Below are 14,999 nucleotides of genomic sequence, written 5' to 3' on the forward strand. Positions count from 1 at the left end.
GCCGGCTTTGTCCACCGGTGTCATAAGCTACATGATGACGTTCAGCGTCACGCGCGACTTGGCGCCGTCCGGATGATTGATGACGTCCAACCGCTTGATCGCGCCGTCGGGCAGGGTCGTGGCGTCGAAGCCGGCCGGCGGCGTCTCGCCGTTCAGCAACACGGTGGTCTCGGGCGGACGCAGGCGGCCGCGGATCTTGACGTGGCCGTGATAGGTCGAGACCTGGCCGTCCGGGATCTTCAGGCGGCCCTGGATGATCTCGGCGTTGGACACGCGGACATAGTCGGAGCGGATGTCGACATACTGACCGCCCTCGTCCGAGCTGATGACGGTCCGACTGCGGCTGTGGGTCTCGCCCTGCTGGGCCAGGGCGAAGGAGCCGGCGCCGGCGGCGATCATGGCCAGCAGGCCGGCGGCGGCGAGCAGGGCGCGACGGCCCAGGCTGGCCGGCTGGCCAGGTTCGGTGATGGCTTTCAGGCGCATGAGGATCGGTCTCCTTCCCTTGCCGGTAAAGGCGGGATGCAGGGCGGGCGCGGCGCGGGTGCGCAGCACCTCGACCAGGGTTTCGGCATAGGTGCGGCGCACGGTGGAGCTAGCGCCATCCAGGGCCAGGGCGTCGCACAGCTCCTCGCGGGCGGCGGCGGCGCGAGCGCGCAGCAGTCCGAACGGCGGGGTCATCCAGAACAGGCCGCCCAGCAGGTGCTCGAACAGCTGTCGCCAGTTGTCGCCTCGTTTCAGGTGCGCCAGCTCGTGAGCGCAGACCGGCACCAGGCGCGCGATGTCCAGGCGCTCGACCATGGCGCGGGGCAGCAGGATGACCGGAGTCGCCAGGCCCGCCAGCATGGGCTGGTCGATCGTATCGCTGACTTTCACCTCGGGGCGGCCGGTGTCCATGCGACGGGCGGCGGCGCGAACGGCCATGGCCAGTTCGGGCGAGACCGGCCGGGCCTCGCGCGCGATGCGCTTGAGCCTGGCGCGGCCGACGATCTGGCGAACGCCCGCGACGGCCAGGCCGCTCAGCGCGCCTAGGATCAGCACCGCGCCCAGGGCCTGGACGCTGCTGACGCCGGGCAGGGCGCGCGCCGAGACGCCGTGCATCACCGCGCCGGCGGTGGCCACGGCCTCGGAGGCCAGGGCGGCGCGATAGACTGGAGCGGTGGTCTCCTCGGGCAGGGCGGCGATGCCGATCATGGCCGCCATCACGGCCGGTGGCAGGGCGACGGCGCGGTTCCACGCGCCGGCGCGCAGCTGGGCGTCACCGGTCAGGCGGTCGGCCGTCTTGCCCAGAAGCCAGCCCAGGCCGCTGGTGGGCCAAGCGGCGATCAGGCCCAGGGCGGCGGATGCGAAGAGGGGGTGCATGGCTGGGTCTGCTCCTTCCTCAGCGGCGGTCCCAGGGCGACTCGGCGCTACGCACCGTGACGCCGACGGCGACCTTGGGCTCGACCGAGACGCGGGTGTTCACGCCGGGATCCATCACCTTGATCCGCCGGCCCAGGTCCTCGGCCTTGTCGCGCGGCAGGAGGATCCGGATGGTCGGCTGGACCTGAGTCCGGACCGCGATGGTCGGCTCCGCCACGGCCAGGGCCTCCGCGCGCGGCGCCGGGCTCGGTTGCGGGTTCGGATTGGGCTGGGGATCGGGTTGCGGGTTTGGCCGCGGATCGGGACGCGGATCGGGCCCGACGGCGACGGCCATCGGCGCGGCCGGTTCGGCTTCCGCGGCCGGAGCCGCCGGTGCGGCGGGCGCCACCTCGGCCAGCATCGGCGCGGCCTCGGCGGCTTCAACCGCGGGGGCGGCCGGAGCGGCTTCCTCGGCTGGGGCGGCGGCCTCCGGCGGGGCCAGGCGACGGGCCTGGTCGGCCAGGGCCAGCGAACCGGCCCCGGTGGCGGCCGTCAGCACCCCGCCCAGAACGACAGCCAGCCCGACCCGCGCGGCCGAGGCGCCGCCTCGCGGCTGCAGGATCGCCGACAGGCGCGCGCGGACCAGCTTGCGCTCGCGGCCGGTGAAGGCCGATTGCGGAGAAGGCGTCGCGTTCATCCGCAGGGCCTCGACCAGTACGCGGGCATAGTCGCGGCGAGCGTCGGGCGCGGCGTCGGCCAGGGCGGTGTGGTCGCAGACGGACTCGCGGGCGGCCAGCATCCGGCCGCGCAGGACGGCGACGGGCGGAGCCAGCCAGAACAGGCCGGCCAGGGCCTCCTCGGCCGGGATGCGCCAGTTGTCGCCGCGCTTCAGGTGGGCCAGCTCGTGGCCGCAGACCAGCTCCAGGCGCTGGGCGTCGGTGGTCTCGGCCAAGGCCATGGGCAGCAGGATCACCGGCCGACGGGCGCCGGCCAGCAGCGGCTCGGCGATATCGGCGCTGACCCGTATGGGTGGGGCCTTCACGCCTAGGCGCGGGGCGCGCAGGCGGATCGCCTCGACCAAGGCGGCGTCCTGGCAAGGCCCGGCGGCGGCGCGGATGGCGGCGAGGCGCCGGCGACCCCGGTTCCAGCGCCAGCCACGGACCAGCAGGCCCGCGACCGAAAGGCCGACCAGGCTCCAGGCCAGGTTGCCGGCGAGTTCCCCCTCCGGCGTCCAGGAGGGAGCGGTCGCCACGACCGGCGCGGCCACGGCGCTGGGCGCTTGGGCGGCCGGCATCGGCGCGAAGGTCAGGGCCACGGTCGCGGCCAACGCGCCGGCGGGCAGGGCGTAGGCCAGGCTCCAGGCGGCGGCGCGCGGCCGCGGATCCTCGGTCAGGCCCTCGACCAGGCGGCCAAGACCCAGGCCCAGCACGCCGACGGGCCAGGCCGCGATCAGCCCCAGGGCGGTGGAGGCGAGCAGCGGATGCATCACTTCTCCTCCCCGGAAGCCTTGGCGGTGTTGAGCAGGGTCTCCAGCTCCGCGATCTCGGTCGCGGACAGGATCTGGCTGCCGGCGAAGGCCGAGGCGGGCAGGCGGCCATCGATTTCCAGCAGGCCGCGCAGGCGGTTCAGCACCCCGCCGATCACGTCGACCTTGCCCTTGTGGGCCTCATAGACCGCCAGGCCATGCACCGATCGGCGGACCAGCAGGCCCTTGGCCACCATCCGCTCCAGCACGGTGCGGGTGGTCGAGGCGCTCCAGCCCAGCTCGGGCTCGATCAGGCCTTGCGCCTCGCGGGCGCTCATCGCGCCGCCGCGCCAGAAGGCTTTCAGCACTTCCAGTTCCAGGTCGGAGGGTTCGGTCATGGCCAAATCCTTTGCGGAGAACGCGCCTTCGTCATGTCGTGAGTACGCTACAAGTGTAACGATCTGGCGTCAAGTGTGATGAACAACGTTCGGTAGTGACAGGCGCGGCCTCATGATTTACGAACGTACATCCAGCTTACGAATGTGAGTTCAATCATGGCGACCGAACAGGTCCGTATCCGAAAGTTGCCCTTGGAAGGTCGCGCGCCAAGCCGCTGGCGCTGGGTCCCGGTCATCGCCGGGTTCGTGGCGCTGATCGGTGTGGGCGCCGAGGTGATGGCGCGCCACGATCGCGCCGAGCAGGCGCGCCGGGACGCGATCTGGCGCGTCAGCGGCCCGGCCTGCGCGCCGCTCGACCCCGCGGTTTTCCGAAGCTTGGGCCGCTATCCGCAGGCCACCCCTTATGACGAGGCGCTGTACCGGCGGGTCGGCGGGACGATGTCCTGCACGCATCTGGTGGACCGGATGGGCGGCGAGAAGGTCCGCTATTCGGTCTGCAAGTTCAGCGCGCCGGACTATCTGCTCGTGTCACTGGGCGGACGCGACCGGTTCTACGACCTGACCGGCGCGCGTTCGGCGGCGGTCACGGTCATCAAGGACGAGGTGCGCTGCGTCGTCGTCCCGCCTTTCAGGATGTAGTCGCCCTCTTGCCATCCCGGCCATTTCATAGCTAGCTATATAGCATGCTATGAAATGGAGGTTCGGCCATGAATGTCGATCTGCTGGCGGGGTTTGGCGTGGGGTTCCTGGGCAGCCGGCTGAAACGCCTGGCGGAACGGATGCAGGCTGACGCCGCCGAGGTCGCGCGCTCGCTGGACCTCCCGGTCCAGCCGGCCCAGATGTCGCTGCTGATGACCATTCGCCTGCACGGTCCGATCGCGGTCGGCGAGCTGGCCGAGCGTCTGCAACTGGCCCAGCCCACGGTCACCCGCGCCCTGGGTACGCTGGGTGATTTCGTCGAGGCGCGGCCCGTGCCGGGCGACGGGCGGTCCCGGCGGCTGGCCCTGACGGACAAGGGCGAGGCGTTGCTGGCCCGCGTCCAGACGGAGCTGCTACCGCGCATCGAGCCGGCCGCCGCCGAGCTGGTCGAGGGGCTGGACGGCGACTTCATGCAAGGCTTGGCCAAGGTCGAGCAACGTTTGGCCGAGGCCTCGCTGCTGACCCGCATCGAGCGCGCCGGCGCGCCGGCCATGTGGGCGCGCGACTTCTCCGATGACCTTGCCGAGGCCTTCTATCGGATCAACGCCGAGTGGATCCAGGACATGTTCGCCCTGGAGGAAAACGACATCGCGCTGCTGTCCAACCCGCGCGAGTTGATCCTCGACAAGGGCGGGGTGGTGCTGTTCGCCGAGACCCCGGACCTGGGCGTGGTCGGAACCTGCGCCCTGATGGTGTCCAAGGACGGCTGGGTCGAGTTGACCAAGATGGGCGTGCTGCGGAGCGCGCGCGGCCTGAAGGTCGGCGAATATCTGCTGGCCAAGACCCTGGAGCGCGCCGCCAGCCTCGGCATGGACAAGGTCTATCTGCTGACCAACAGGAAGTGCGCGGCGGCCATTCACCTCTACGAGAAACTGGGCTTCGCGCACGACGCCGAGATCATGCGCCTGTTCGGGGCGCGGTATGAGCGGTGCGACGTGGCGATGTCGTTGCGGGCGAGGGGCTAGGCTTCCAGCACCTTGCGCAGCGAGGCCTCGATCTGGCCGCCGCACCACGTATCGCCGTAGTCCTCGCGAGCCTTTTCGGCGAGGGCCTTCAGCGGCGGCAGGTCGGCGACGCGGCGGACCAGGGCGGCGGTGTTCGGGGCGGCGTCATCGAGGATCTCGGCGATCTTGTCGAAGCGCTCGGTCAGGGTTGACCAGAGCACGGCCGTGACCACGTCGGCGATCCCTGGCTCGTCGCCACCCAGCAGAAAGCCGCCGCCGGCCTTCAGGCCATGGCGGCGGCCAGTCTCTTCCCAGAACGACATCCACTTCCTCAGGCGGGGCTCGAACTCCTCCCAGCGCTTGTCGGTCCACATCTGGCGGCCGCCATCCAGAGTCAGCTCGTCGATCACGTCATTGGCGTCGCAGACGATCTTCAGCGTCAAGGCGCGCGGGGCGGGGGTCCTGGGCAAGAGATCCAGCGTCTCGCCCAGATAGAGGACGATGGCCGGCATCTGCGCGATGGCGACATCGGCCTTTTTGTCGACCAGCAGGGGTGGACCCATGAACGGCGCCGGCATGGCCTTGACCGGTCCGCCCATCAGCTCGCCGATCGCGTCGTCGCCGGCCTCGGTCCAGGTCTGGCCGGCGAAGGCCAGAACGCCCCGCACGAACTGGCCCCGGAACGGCGCGGACCAGTAGTAGAGCTCATAGTCGGACATGGCGGGGCTCCTGGACACGTCCGCTGACAACGCCAGAGCGCCGCGTCCGTTCTAGTCGATCTTGCTGAGCACGCTCCGGAGCGTCTCGACCATCCGATCGATGTGGCCCGTCTCCAGGATCAGCGGCGGCGACAGGGCGATGATGTCGCCGGTGACGCGGATCAACAGGCCCTCGTCGAAACAGGTCTCGAACACCTCCATGGCCCGCGCGGTCGGGGCGCCGGGGCGGGGGGAAAGCTCGATGCCGGCGACGAGGCCAAGGTTGCGGATGTCGATGACGTGCTGGGCGTCGGCCAGGCCGTGCATGGCCTCCCGCCAGTAACCCTCCATGCCGGCGGCGCGGGCGAACAGGTCGTCCTCCTGGTAGGTCTCCAAGGTGGCGAGGCCGGCGGCGCAGGCCAGCGGGTGGGCCGAATAGGTGTAGCCGTGGAAGAGCTCGATCGCGGCGTCGGCGCCCTCGAGCATGGCGTCATAGATCTTGGTCGAGGCCGCCACCGCGCCGCACGGGACCGTGGCGTTGGTCAGGCCCTTGGCCATGCAGATCAGGTCGGGCGTGACGCCGAAGCGGTCAGCGGCGAACGGCGCGCCGAGGCGTCCGAAGCCGGTGATCACCTCGTCGAAGATCAGCAGGATGTCGTGCTTGTCGCAGATCGCCCGCAGGCGTTCGAGGTAGCCCTTGGGCGGGACCAGCACGCCGGTCGAGCCGGCCACCGGCTCGACGATCACGGCGGCGATGTTGGAGGCGTCATGCAGGGCGACGATCTTCTCCAGGTCGTCGGCCAGGTGGGCGCCGTGCTCGGGCTGCCCCCTGGCGAAGGCGTTGCCGGCGACGCCGTGCGTGTGGGGCAGGTGATCGACGCCGGTGAGCAGGGACCCGAAGTACTTGCGGTTGGTCGCAATGCCGCCCACCGAGATGCCGCCGAAGCCGACGCCGTGATAGCCGCGCTCGCGGCCGATCAGCCGGGTCTTGGTCCCCTTGCCCCGGGCGCGGTGGTAGGCCAGGGCGATCTTCAGGGCGGTGTCGACCGACTCCGAGCCAGAGTTCGTGAAGAAGATCCGGTCCAGCCCCTTTGGCGTCACCTGGGCCAGGCGCGAGGCGAACTGGAAGGCCAGCGGGTGGCCCATGTTGAAGCAGGGCGCGTAGTCCATCTCGGCCGCCTGGCGCTGGATGGCCTCGCGGATCCTGGGCCGGTCATGGCCGGCGTTGACGCACCAGAGCCCCGACGTGGCGTCCAGAACCTCGCGGCCCTCGGGCGTCTTGTACAGCATGCCGCTGGCCGACGAGAGCATGCGCGGATGGCTCTTGAACCGCCGGTTCGGCGTGAACGGCATCCAGAAGGCGTCGAGGTCGTTGGCGCTGGACATGGGGGGTCTCCGCGAGGCCTTGCATTGTGATCGCAATTTGATCTTCTTCGGAAGAGCACTTCTCTCATCCGCCTCCCCGGCGAAAGCCGGGGTCCAGATGGAGGGGCGCTGGAGTGGGTTCCATAAGCGCGGCGCCCATCCCATCAGCACAAGAGCTTTGGATCTGGGTCCCGGCTTCCGCCGGGAAGACGGAGGGAGGTGGAGAAGATGGTTCAGACCCGCCGCCCGCTCGCCGATCAGACAGCCATCCACGACCAGGTGTACGGGGCGATCCGGCAGGCCCTGATCACCGGCCGCATCGCGCCAGGCAGGGGCGTCTCACTGCGCAGCCTGGCCGCCGAACTCAATGTCAGCCCGATGCCTGTACGCGACGCCGTCCGCCGGCTGGTGGCCGAGCGGGCGCTGGCGATCAATCCGGCCAACAAGCGGCTGCTGGTCCCGTCGCTGACCGCCGACCGGCTGGAGCAACTGTCCCTTGCCCGCCTGTGGGTCGAGCCGGAACTGGCGGCCCGGGCGGCGAAAAACGCCGACGCCGGATTGATCCGCCAGCTGCAGGCCATCGACGCCGATGTCGACGAGGCTCTGCGGCTGGGCGACGTCGACCGCTACATGACCGCCAATCACGCCTTCCATTTCGCCATCTACGAGCGGGCCGGGGCCGAGGTGCTGGAGGCCATGGCCGGCGGCCTGTGGCTGCAGGTCGGGCCGTTCATGCGAGTGGTGTTCGGTCGCGTCGGGGCCAACGACCTTGCCGCCGACCGCCACGCCGAGGCCATCGACGCTCTGAAGACCGGCGACGCGGACGGCGCCCGCCGGGCCATCGCCGCTGACCTTTCCGAAGGCATGGACAAGATGCGCGCCGCCGTCGAGGTCGGCCCATGAGTCGGATACTTGACACTTCCGTCCATGGCGCAAACTGTGATCACAATTAGTCCGGATTATCCCGCGTGACCCTACCCGCCGACATCTCCGAGCGTCTCTCGCGCCTGGCCCTGCCCAGTCAGGCGATCATCGGCGGCGCGCGCGCGGAGGCGGCCTCGGGCGCGACTTTCCACAATGTCTCGCCGCGCGATGGCCTGGTGCTGAACCAGGTGACGGCCTGCCAGGGCGAGGACGTCGCCCGCGCCGTGGCCGACGCCCGCGCCGCCTTCGAGGACGGCCGCTGGCGCGACCAGGGCCCGCGCGCCAAGAAGAAGGTGTTGTTTCGCCTGGCCGAACTGATGGAGCGCGACGCCGAGGAACTGGCCCTGCTGGAGAGCCTGGACGTCGGCAAGCCGATCAGCGACGCCCGCAATGTCGACGTGCCGCTCGCGATCGGCACCTGCCGCTGGTACGCCGAGGCGCTGGACAAGGTCTATGGCGAGGTCGGGGCCTCGCCCGTCGATCGCCTCAGCTACGCCGTCCACGAACCGCTGGGCGTGATCGGGGCGATCGTCCCGTGGAACTTCCCGTTGCACATGGCGATGTGGAAGGTCGCGCCGGCCCTGGCCATGGGCAATTCGGTGGTGCTGAAGCCCGCCGAGCAGTCGCCGCTGACGGCCTTGAAGCTGGGCGAGCTGGCGCTGGAAGCGGGGCTCCCGGCCGGTGTCCTGAACGTGATCCCCGGTCTGGGGAGTGTCGCCGGCGAGGCCCTGGCGCTGTCCAACGACGTCGACATGATCGCCTTCACCGGCTCGGGCCCGGTGGGCCGCAAGCTGATGGAATATTCGGCCCGCTCGAACCTGAAGCGGGTCAGCCTGGAGCTGGGCGGCAAGTCGCCCCAGATCGTCTTCGCCGACTGTCCCGACCTGGACGCCGCCGCGCAGGCCGCCGCCTGGGGCGTGTTCTATAACCAGGGCGAGGTCTGCACCGCCGCCTCGCGCCTGCTGGTCGAGGCCTCGATCAAGGACGCCTTTCTGGAGAGGGTGGTGGCGGTCGCCAAGGCCATGACGGTCGGCGACCCGCTGGACGCCTCGACCCAGTTCGGCGCCATGGTCAGCGAGCGGCAGATGAACACCGCGCTGGACTACATCGCCACCGCCGACAGCCAGGGTGCGCGCCGCGTGCTGGGCGGCCGGCGCATCCGCCAGGAGACCGGCGGGTTCTATGTCGAGCCGACCATCTTCGATCGCCTGGAAGCCGACCACACCCTGGCCCGCGAGGAGGTGTTCGGCCCGGTGCTGGGGGTGATGAGCTTCGCGTCCGAGGACGAGGCGATGCAGCTCGCCAACGACACCGTCTATGGTCTGGCCGCCGGCCTTTGGACCGCCGACATCAACCGCGCCCTGCGCGGGGCGCGGAGGCTGAAGGCGGGTTTGGTCTGGGTCAACGGCTGGGACGCCTGCGACATCACCATGCCGTTCGGGGGCTTCAAGCAGTCGGGCTTTGGCCGTGACCGCAGCCTTCATGCGTTGCACAAGTACGCCGACCTGAAGTCGGTGTCCGTGACGCTGAGGTAGCCCCCCAATGACTGGCATGACACTCAATCTCGTTGAAACCGAAGCCTTTATCGACGGCCTCTGGATCGAGGGGGATACGACCTTCGAGGTGCTGAACCCGGCCGACGGCACGGTGATCGCCAACGTCGCCGATCTGGGCGCCGGCGAGACGCGGGTGGCCATCGAGGCCGCGCACCGCGCCTTCCCGACCTGGGCCGCCAAGACCGCCAAGGAACGCGGCGCGATCCTGCGCAAGTGGAGCGACCTGATGCTCGCCCGCGCCGACGACCTGGCCCGCCTGATGACCGCCGAGCAGGGCAAACCCCTCGCCGAGTCGAAGGGCGAGGTGGCCTATGGCGCGGCGTTCATCGACTGGTTCGCCGACGAGGCCAAGCGCGCCTACGGCCACACCATTCCCTCGCCGATGCCGGGCAAGCGGCTGGCTTCGATCAAGCAGCCGGTCGGCGTCTGCGCGGCCATCGCGCCGTGGAACTTCCCGATCGCCATGATCACCCGCAAGGTCGGCCCGGCCCTGGCCGCCGGCTGCACGGTGGTGGTCAAGCCGGCCGCCGAGACGCCGCTGTGCGCCCTGGCCATCGCCCGGTTGGCGGTCGAGGCGGGCGTGCCGGCGGGGGTCCTCAACGTCGTCACCGGCAAGGACTCTAGCGCCATCGGTAAGGCCCTGTGCGACGACGGCCGGGTGCGCAAGCTGTCGTTCACCGGCTCCACGCCGGTCGGCAAGGTGCTCTACGGCCAGTGCGCCGGCACCATGAAGAAGCTCTCTCTCGAACTCGGCGGCAACGCGCCGTTCATCGTCTTCGACGACGCCGATCTCGAGGCCGCCGTCGACGGCGCCATCGCCTCCAAGTACCGCAACACCGGCCAGACCTGCGTCTGCGCCAACCGCCTGATCGTCCAGGCCGGTATCCACGACGCCTTCGTCGCGCGGCTGGCCGAGAAGGTCGCGACGATGAAGGTCGGGCCGGGCACGGGCGAGGGCGTGGTGATCGGCCCGCTGATCAACGACAAGGCTTTGGCGAAAGTCGAGAGCCTGGTGCGCGAGGCCGTCGCGGGCGGGGCCAAGGTCGTCGTGGGCGGCGATCGCCACGACCTGGGCGGACTGTTCTACCAGCCCACGGTGCTCAGCGACGCGACGCCCGACATGCGCCTGTTCCAGGAAGAGATCTTTGGTCCCGTCGCTCCGATCGTGAAGTTCCACACCGAGGAGCAGGCGATCGAGCTGGCCAACGCCACGCCGTTCGGCCTGGCCGCCTATTTCTACAGCCGCGACGTCGGCCGCTGCTGGCGGGTGGCCGAGGCGATCGAGGCCGGCATGGTCGGCGTCAACGAAGGCCTGATCTCGACGGAGGTCGCGCCGTTCGGCGGCGTGAAGGAGTCGGGCCTGGGCCGCGAGGGGGCGTCCGAGGGCCTCGATGAGTATCTGGAGACCAAGTACCTCTGTTTCGGCGGGGTGGTATGAACGGGTCTTCCGCTACATCCCTAACACCGTCATCCCGCGCTTTATGCGCGGGACCCATTTGTCCGTCGCAAGTGGGGATGGGATCTCCTACGAGCGCTCAACGACTAGCCCACTTGCGAGCTGAACGATGGGTCCCGCGCATAAAGCGCGGGATGACGGGGAGAAGGTGGTGGTCATCATGATCGCCGAACTCACCCGAACCCTCCCCGACCTGATCGCCGCCGAGCGCGCGCGGTTCGCGGCGGAGCATCCTCGGTCGGTGGCGATGGCCAAGGCCGCCTCGGCCGTGTGGCGCGGCGGCGCGCCGATGCACTGGATGAACGACTGGGCGTCGCCGAGCCCGATCTTCGCCGCCCAAGGCGTTGGGGCGCAGGTCACCGACGCGGATGGGAAGTTGTATGACGACTTCTGCCTTGGCGACACGCCGGCGATGTTCGGCCATGGCGACGCCTCGGTGGCCGCCGCCGTCGCCGACCAGATCAGGCGCGGGGCGGGGTTCATGCTGCCGACCGCCTCGGCGGTGATCGTCGGCAAGTTGCTGGCCGAGCGTTTCGGCCTGCCGTTGTGGCAGGCGGCGACCACGGCCAGCGACGCCAACCGCGCGGCGATCCGCTGGGCGCGGGCGGTGACGCGGCGGCCGGTGATCGTGGTGTTCGACGGCTGCTACCACGGCATGGTCGACGACGCCTTCGTGGTGTTGAAGGACGGCGCCGAGGGAACAACCCGCGTCATGAAGCCCGGTCTGCTGGGCCAGGTCCACGACCTGACCGCCACCACCTGGGTCGTGCCCTTCAACGACCTCGCGGCGCTGGAGATGGCCCTGGCGTCGGACCAGGTGGCCGCCGTGCTGGCCGAGCCGGTGATGACCAACTGCGGCATGATCCTGCCCGAGCCGGGCTTCCACGACGCCCTGCGCCGGCTGACCCGCGACGCCGGGACCCTGCTGATCATCGACGAGACTCACACGATATCGACCGGCCCCGGCGGTTATACGAAAGCCTACGATCTGGAGCCGGACATCTTCGTGCTGGGCAAGGCCGTCGCCGGCGGCGTGCCGGCCGCCGTCTGGGGCGTCACGGCTGAACTCTCGGCGCGGATGGACGCGGCTCAGGCCCGGATCGGCCCGGGCCAGTCGGGCATCGGCACCACGCTGTCGGGCAACGCCCTGGCCATGGCCGCCATGCGGGCGATGCTGTCCGAAGTGATGACCGACGCGGCCTACGCGAAGATGCTGGCCGGGGCCGAGCGGCTGGTGGCGGGTCTCAAGGCCGTGATCGCCACGCGAAAGCTTCCGTGGTCCGTCGTCCATGTCGGCGCTCGCGTCGAGCTGGTTTTCGCCGATCCTCCACCGAAGAATGCCGCCGCGATGCGGAAAGTGCTGGACCATGACGCCGTGGAAGCGCTGCACTTGTGGCTGATCAACCGAGGGGTGCTGATCGCGCCCTTCCACAACATGATGCTGGTCTCGCCCGTCACCGACGACGCGGCGATCGACCGGCTGGTCGCGGCCGTGGACGGCTTCGCGGCGGCGATGGGGGACGCATGAGCGCTGTAGCCGACATCCAGGAATGCCGGGATTTCCTCGCCGCCAACCCGCGGGTGCGGTTCGTCGACGTGTTCTTCACCAGCATGACCGGCGTGCCGCGCGGCAAGCGGCTGCGGGTGCATGAACTGGAAGCCATTTATGAGTACGGCCGCTTCCTGCCCGGCTCGATCCTGGTAGTCGACACCCTGGGCGCCGACTGCGAGGACACCGGCCTGGTCTGGGAAGACGGCGACGCCGACCGCCGCGCGCGGCCCGTGCCGGGGACCCTGACCCTGGCCCCCTGGCTCGGTTCCGACGTCGCCCAGGTGATGCTGTCGCTGTACGAGCTGGACGGGACGCCCAACGACCTGGACCCGCGCCATGTGCTGCAACGGGTGCTAGACCGCTACGCCGCCGATGGGCTGACCCCCGTCGCCGCCTGCGAGCTGGAATACTACCTGGTCGACTTGGAGCGGGGCGCGGGCGGCGAGCTGCAGCCGGCCAAGTCGATGCAGACCGGCCTGCGCCCTAGCGGCATCCAGGTCTATGGCCTGCCCGAGCTGGAGGCCCACGCCCCGTTCCTGCGCGAGCTGTGGGACACCGCGGACGTGATCGGCGTGCCGCTGGAAGGCGCGATCTCGGAATTCGCTCCGGGTCAGGTCGAGCTGACCCTGAAGCACAAGCCGGATGCGCTCCGAGCCTGCGACGACGCCCTGCTGTACAAGCGCATGGCCAAGGGCGTCGCCCTGCGCCACGGCTGCGAGGCCACCTTCATGGCCAAGCCCTGGGCCGACCGGGCGGGCAACGGCTTCCACGTCCATGTCAGCTTCAATGACGCCGACGGCAAAAATCTCTGCGCCGACGAGGCCGCCGAGGGCTCGGCGATGCTGAAGCACGCCATCGGCGGCATGAAGGCGCTGCTGGGCGAGGGCATGGCGATCCTGGCGCCGAACGCCAATAGCTATCGCCGCTTCAAGGCCAACTCCTACGCGCCGGTCGCCGCCACCTGGGGCGTCAACAACCGCACGGTCAGCTTGCGCGTGCCGGCCGGACCGGCGCCGACACGCCATGTCGAGCACCGCGTCGCCGGGGCCGACGGCAATCCGTACCTGGTGATGGCGGTGCTGCTGGCCAGCGCCCACCACGGCCTGACCAACAAGATCGATCCGGGCCCGGCGGTGGTCGGCGACGGCTACGCGGCGGCGGCCAAGGAGAAGTCGCGGCTGCCGGCCAACTGGTTCGCGGCGGTGGATCTGTTCGAGAAATCCGAGGTCCTGCGCGACTATCTTGGCGACCGCTTCGTGGACATGTTCGTCTCGGTGAAGCGTACCGAACAGGCGCGGTTTTTCGAGGTCGTCACCGAACTCGATTTCGACTGGTACCTCCGCAACGCCTAGTTGCTGAGTGAACGCGTGAACATCGGAACAGGAGGGAGTTTCAGATGAGCGGATACAGGAACGGCGGGGCCTCGCGGCGCTCGCTTCTCACGGCCTTCGGGGCGGCGGCGATCGGGCTGTCGTTCACGGCCTGCGGTGAGAAACCCAAGGCCACGGGCGCCAATGGCGAAGAGCCCAAGCTGAACTTCTACAACTGGGACACCTATATCGGTGAGACCACGCTGGGCGACTTCAAGAAGGCGGCCGGCATCGACGTGAACATGAGCCTGTTCGCGACGAACGACGAACTGTTCGCCAAGCTCAAGGCGGGTAACCCGGGCTTCGACGTGATCGTGCCATCGAACGAGTTCGTCACTCGGATGGGCCAGGCCGGCATGCTCGAGGTGCTGGATCACGCCAAGATCCCGAACATGAAAAACATCGACCCATCCTTCCTGAACCCGGACTTCGACCCGGGCCGGAAGTACTCGATGCCCTATACATGGTTGCTGCTGGGCATCGGCTATCGCAAGAGCAAGGTCGACGGCGTCCCCGACAGTTGGAAGTGGCTGTTCGACAGCGACAAGTACAAGAACCGTATCGCGCTGCTGTCGGAAAGCGCCGACCTGGTGCGTCTGTCGGCGAAGTATCTGGGCCACTCGGTCAACGACATCCCGGCCGACATGATCCCCAAGATCGAGCAGATGCTGATCAAGCAGAAGCCGTTCGTGAAGGCCTTCCACGACGACAACGGCCAGGATCTCCTGTTGTCCAAGGAGGTCGACCTCGTCCTGGAGTACAATGGCGACATCGCCCAGATCATGAAGGACGATCCGGATATCGGCTTCGTGGTGCCCAAGGAAGGGTCGTTGATCAATTCGGACACGCTGTGCATCCCGAAGGGCGCGCCGCGGCCGAACAACGCTCACGCCTTCATCAACTACCTGCTGGACGCGCAGGCCGGGGCCGAGATCAGCAAGACGATTCTCTATCCGACGCCCAACGCGGCGGCCAAGGCGCTGATGCCGGACGACTACAAGAACAACCCGGTCATCTTCCCGCCCGCCGACATCATGGCCAAGTGCGAGTACGGGGCGTTCGAAGGGGCCGAAAAGGCCAGTCAGTACGAGGAAGTCATCACGCGGGTGCGGGCGGCTTAGTTGTGACCTCTCCTCCCCCTCCGGGGGAGGTGGCCCAGAGGGCCGGAGGGGGTAGCTGGGCTTAGGCCGAGTAGCCCCCTCGGTCGCTCCGCGACAGCTCCCCCCAGCGGTGG

13 protein-coding genes are annotated in these 14,999 nt (G+C 69.3%); 8 read left to right on the forward strand and 5 right to left on the reverse strand.

The genetic code is table 11. From position 1 onward, the window contains the following. Nucleotides 1-27: 27 nt before the first annotated feature. The 3 genes from ACW173_RS11805 to ACW173_RS11815 are packed head-to-tail and all read right to left on the reverse strand — an operon-like array spanning nucleotide 28 to nucleotide 3,201. On the reverse strand, nucleotides 28-1,359 hold the full coding sequence (locus tag ACW173_RS11805; protein ID WP_492085567.1) for a M56 family metallopeptidase: 1,332 nt from the start codon (nucleotides 1,357-1,359) through the stop codon (nucleotides 28-30). Nucleotides 1,360-1,378: 19 nt separating this feature from the next. Further along, the gene (locus ACW173_RS11810; protein ID WP_492085568.1) at nucleotides 1,379-2,824 is read right to left on the reverse strand and encodes a M56 family metallopeptidase; all 1,446 of its coding nucleotides are present in this window, start codon (nucleotides 2,822-2,824) and stop codon (nucleotides 1,379-1,381) included. After that, nucleotides 2,824-3,201: a BlaI/MecI/CopY family transcriptional regulator gene (locus tag ACW173_RS11815; RefSeq protein WP_492085570.1), complete on the reverse strand. Its 378-nt coding sequence runs from the start codon at nucleotides 3,199-3,201 to the stop codon at nucleotides 2,824-2,826. Before ACW173_RS11815 ends, ACW173_RS11810 begins: the two co-directional genes overlap by 1 nt. Before the next feature lie 156 nt (nucleotides 3,202-3,357). On the opposite strand from ACW173_RS11815, the gene ACW173_RS11820 reads away from it, so the two are divergent. Both ACW173_RS11820 and ACW173_RS11825 read left to right on the forward strand, forming a co-directional pair. Continuing rightward, the gene (locus tag ACW173_RS11820) at nucleotides 3,358-3,840 is read left to right on the forward strand and encodes a hypothetical protein (RefSeq protein WP_492085572.1); all 483 of its coding nucleotides are present in this window, start codon (nucleotides 3,358-3,360) and stop codon (nucleotides 3,838-3,840) included. A gap of 68 nt (nucleotides 3,841-3,908) precedes the next feature. Further along, nucleotides 3,909-4,865, forward strand: a complete 957-nt coding sequence (locus ACW173_RS11825; RefSeq protein WP_492085573.1) for a bifunctional helix-turn-helix transcriptional regulator/GNAT family N-acetyltransferase — start codon at nucleotides 3,909-3,911, stop codon at nucleotides 4,863-4,865. Here the strand turns inward: ACW173_RS11825 and gst are convergent. Both gst and aptA read right to left on the reverse strand, forming a co-directional pair. Then, complete coding sequence (gst, locus tag ACW173_RS11830; protein WP_492085575.1) at nucleotides 4,862-5,563, reverse strand: glutathione transferase, Atu5508 family; 702 nt, start codon at nucleotides 5,561-5,563, stop codon at nucleotides 4,862-4,864. The genes ACW173_RS11825 and gst overlap by 4 nt on opposite strands. A 51-nt stretch (nucleotides 5,564-5,614) precedes the next feature. Further along, a complete protein-coding gene (gene aptA, locus ACW173_RS11835) occupies nucleotides 5,615-6,928 on the reverse strand; it encodes an omega-aminotransferase AptA (RefSeq protein WP_492085577.1) in 1,314 nt (437 codons plus the stop codon). A gap of 207 nt (nucleotides 6,929-7,135) precedes the next feature. Between aptA and ACW173_RS11840 the strand changes: the two genes are divergently transcribed. The 6 genes from ACW173_RS11840 to ACW173_RS11865 all read left to right on the forward strand — a co-directional run bounded on the left by ACW173_RS11840 (nucleotide 7,136) and on the right by ACW173_RS11865 (nucleotide 14,886). Further along, on the forward strand, nucleotides 7,136-7,810 hold the full coding sequence (locus ACW173_RS11840; protein WP_492085579.1) for a GntR family transcriptional regulator: 675 nt from the start codon (nucleotides 7,136-7,138) through the stop codon (nucleotides 7,808-7,810). 65 nt (nucleotides 7,811-7,875) lie between these two features. After that, nucleotides 7,876-9,366 carry an aldehyde dehydrogenase gene (locus ACW173_RS11845; protein ID WP_492085580.1) on the forward strand — a complete coding sequence of 497 codons (1,491 nt, stop codon included), beginning with the start codon at nucleotides 7,876-7,878 and terminating at the stop codon, nucleotides 9,364-9,366. A 7-nt stretch (nucleotides 9,367-9,373) separates the two neighbouring features. Continuing rightward, a complete protein-coding gene (locus ACW173_RS11850) occupies nucleotides 9,374-10,825 on the forward strand; it encodes an NAD-dependent succinate-semialdehyde dehydrogenase (RefSeq protein ID WP_492085581.1) in 1,452 nt (483 codons plus the stop codon). A gap of 127 nt (nucleotides 10,826-10,952) precedes the next feature. Beyond that, complete coding sequence (locus ACW173_RS11855; RefSeq protein ID WP_492085583.1) at nucleotides 10,953-12,371, forward strand: aspartate aminotransferase family protein; 1,419 nt, start codon at nucleotides 10,953-10,955, stop codon at nucleotides 12,369-12,371. After that, the gene (locus ACW173_RS11860) at nucleotides 12,368-13,747 is read left to right on the forward strand and encodes a glutamine synthetase family protein (RefSeq protein ID WP_492085584.1); all 1,380 of its coding nucleotides are present in this window, start codon (nucleotides 12,368-12,370) and stop codon (nucleotides 13,745-13,747) included. The genes ACW173_RS11855 and ACW173_RS11860 overlap by 4 nt, the downstream gene beginning before the upstream one ends. 44 nt (nucleotides 13,748-13,791) lie before the next feature. Continuing rightward, nucleotides 13,792-14,886, forward strand: a complete 1,095-nt coding sequence (locus ACW173_RS11865; RefSeq protein ID WP_492085586.1) for an ABC transporter substrate-binding protein — start codon at nucleotides 13,792-13,794, stop codon at nucleotides 14,884-14,886. Nucleotides 14,887-14,999 lie beyond the last annotated feature (113 nt).

The sequence above is a fragment of the Caulobacter sp. ALps2 genome, assembly GCF_058681635.1.

Excerpts from the sequence above, each read along its gene's own strand:
- ACW173_RS11805 (WP_492085567.1), bottom strand. The coding sequence starts at position 1,359 with ATGCACCCCCTCTTCGCATCCGCCGCCCTGGGCCTGATCGCCGCTTGG.
- ACW173_RS11810 (WP_492085568.1), bottom strand. The coding sequence starts at position 2,824 with ATGCATCCGCTGCTCGCCTCCACCGCCCTGGGGCTGATCGCGGCCTGG.
- ACW173_RS11815 (WP_492085570.1), bottom strand. The coding sequence starts at position 3,201 with ATGACCGAACCCTCCGACCTGGAACTGGAAGTGCTGAAAGCCTTCTGG.
- ACW173_RS11820 (WP_492085572.1), top strand. The coding sequence starts at position 3,358 with ATGGCGACCGAACAGGTCCGTATCCGAAAGTTGCCCTTGGAAGGTCGC.
- ACW173_RS11825 (WP_492085573.1), top strand. The coding sequence starts at position 3,909 with ATGAATGTCGATCTGCTGGCGGGGTTTGGCGTGGGGTTCCTGGGCAGC.
- gst (WP_492085575.1), bottom strand. The coding sequence starts at position 5,563 with ATGTCCGACTATGAGCTCTACTACTGGTCCGCGCCGTTCCGGGGCCAG.
- aptA (WP_492085577.1), bottom strand. The coding sequence starts at position 6,928 with ATGTCCAGCGCCAACGACCTCGACGCCTTCTGGATGCCGTTCACGCCG.
- ACW173_RS11840 (WP_492085579.1), top strand. The coding sequence starts at position 7,136 with ATGGTTCAGACCCGCCGCCCGCTCGCCGATCAGACAGCCATCCACGAC.
- ACW173_RS11850 (WP_492085581.1), top strand. The coding sequence starts at position 9,374 with ATGACTGGCATGACACTCAATCTCGTTGAAACCGAAGCCTTTATCGAC.
- ACW173_RS11855 (WP_492085583.1), top strand. The coding sequence starts at position 10,953 with ATGGGTCCCGCGCATAAAGCGCGGGATGACGGGGAGAAGGTGGTGGTC.
- ACW173_RS11860 (WP_492085584.1), top strand. The coding sequence starts at position 12,368 with ATGAGCGCTGTAGCCGACATCCAGGAATGCCGGGATTTCCTCGCCGCC.
- ACW173_RS11865 (WP_492085586.1), top strand. The coding sequence starts at position 13,792 with ATGAGCGGATACAGGAACGGCGGGGCCTCGCGGCGCTCGCTTCTCACG.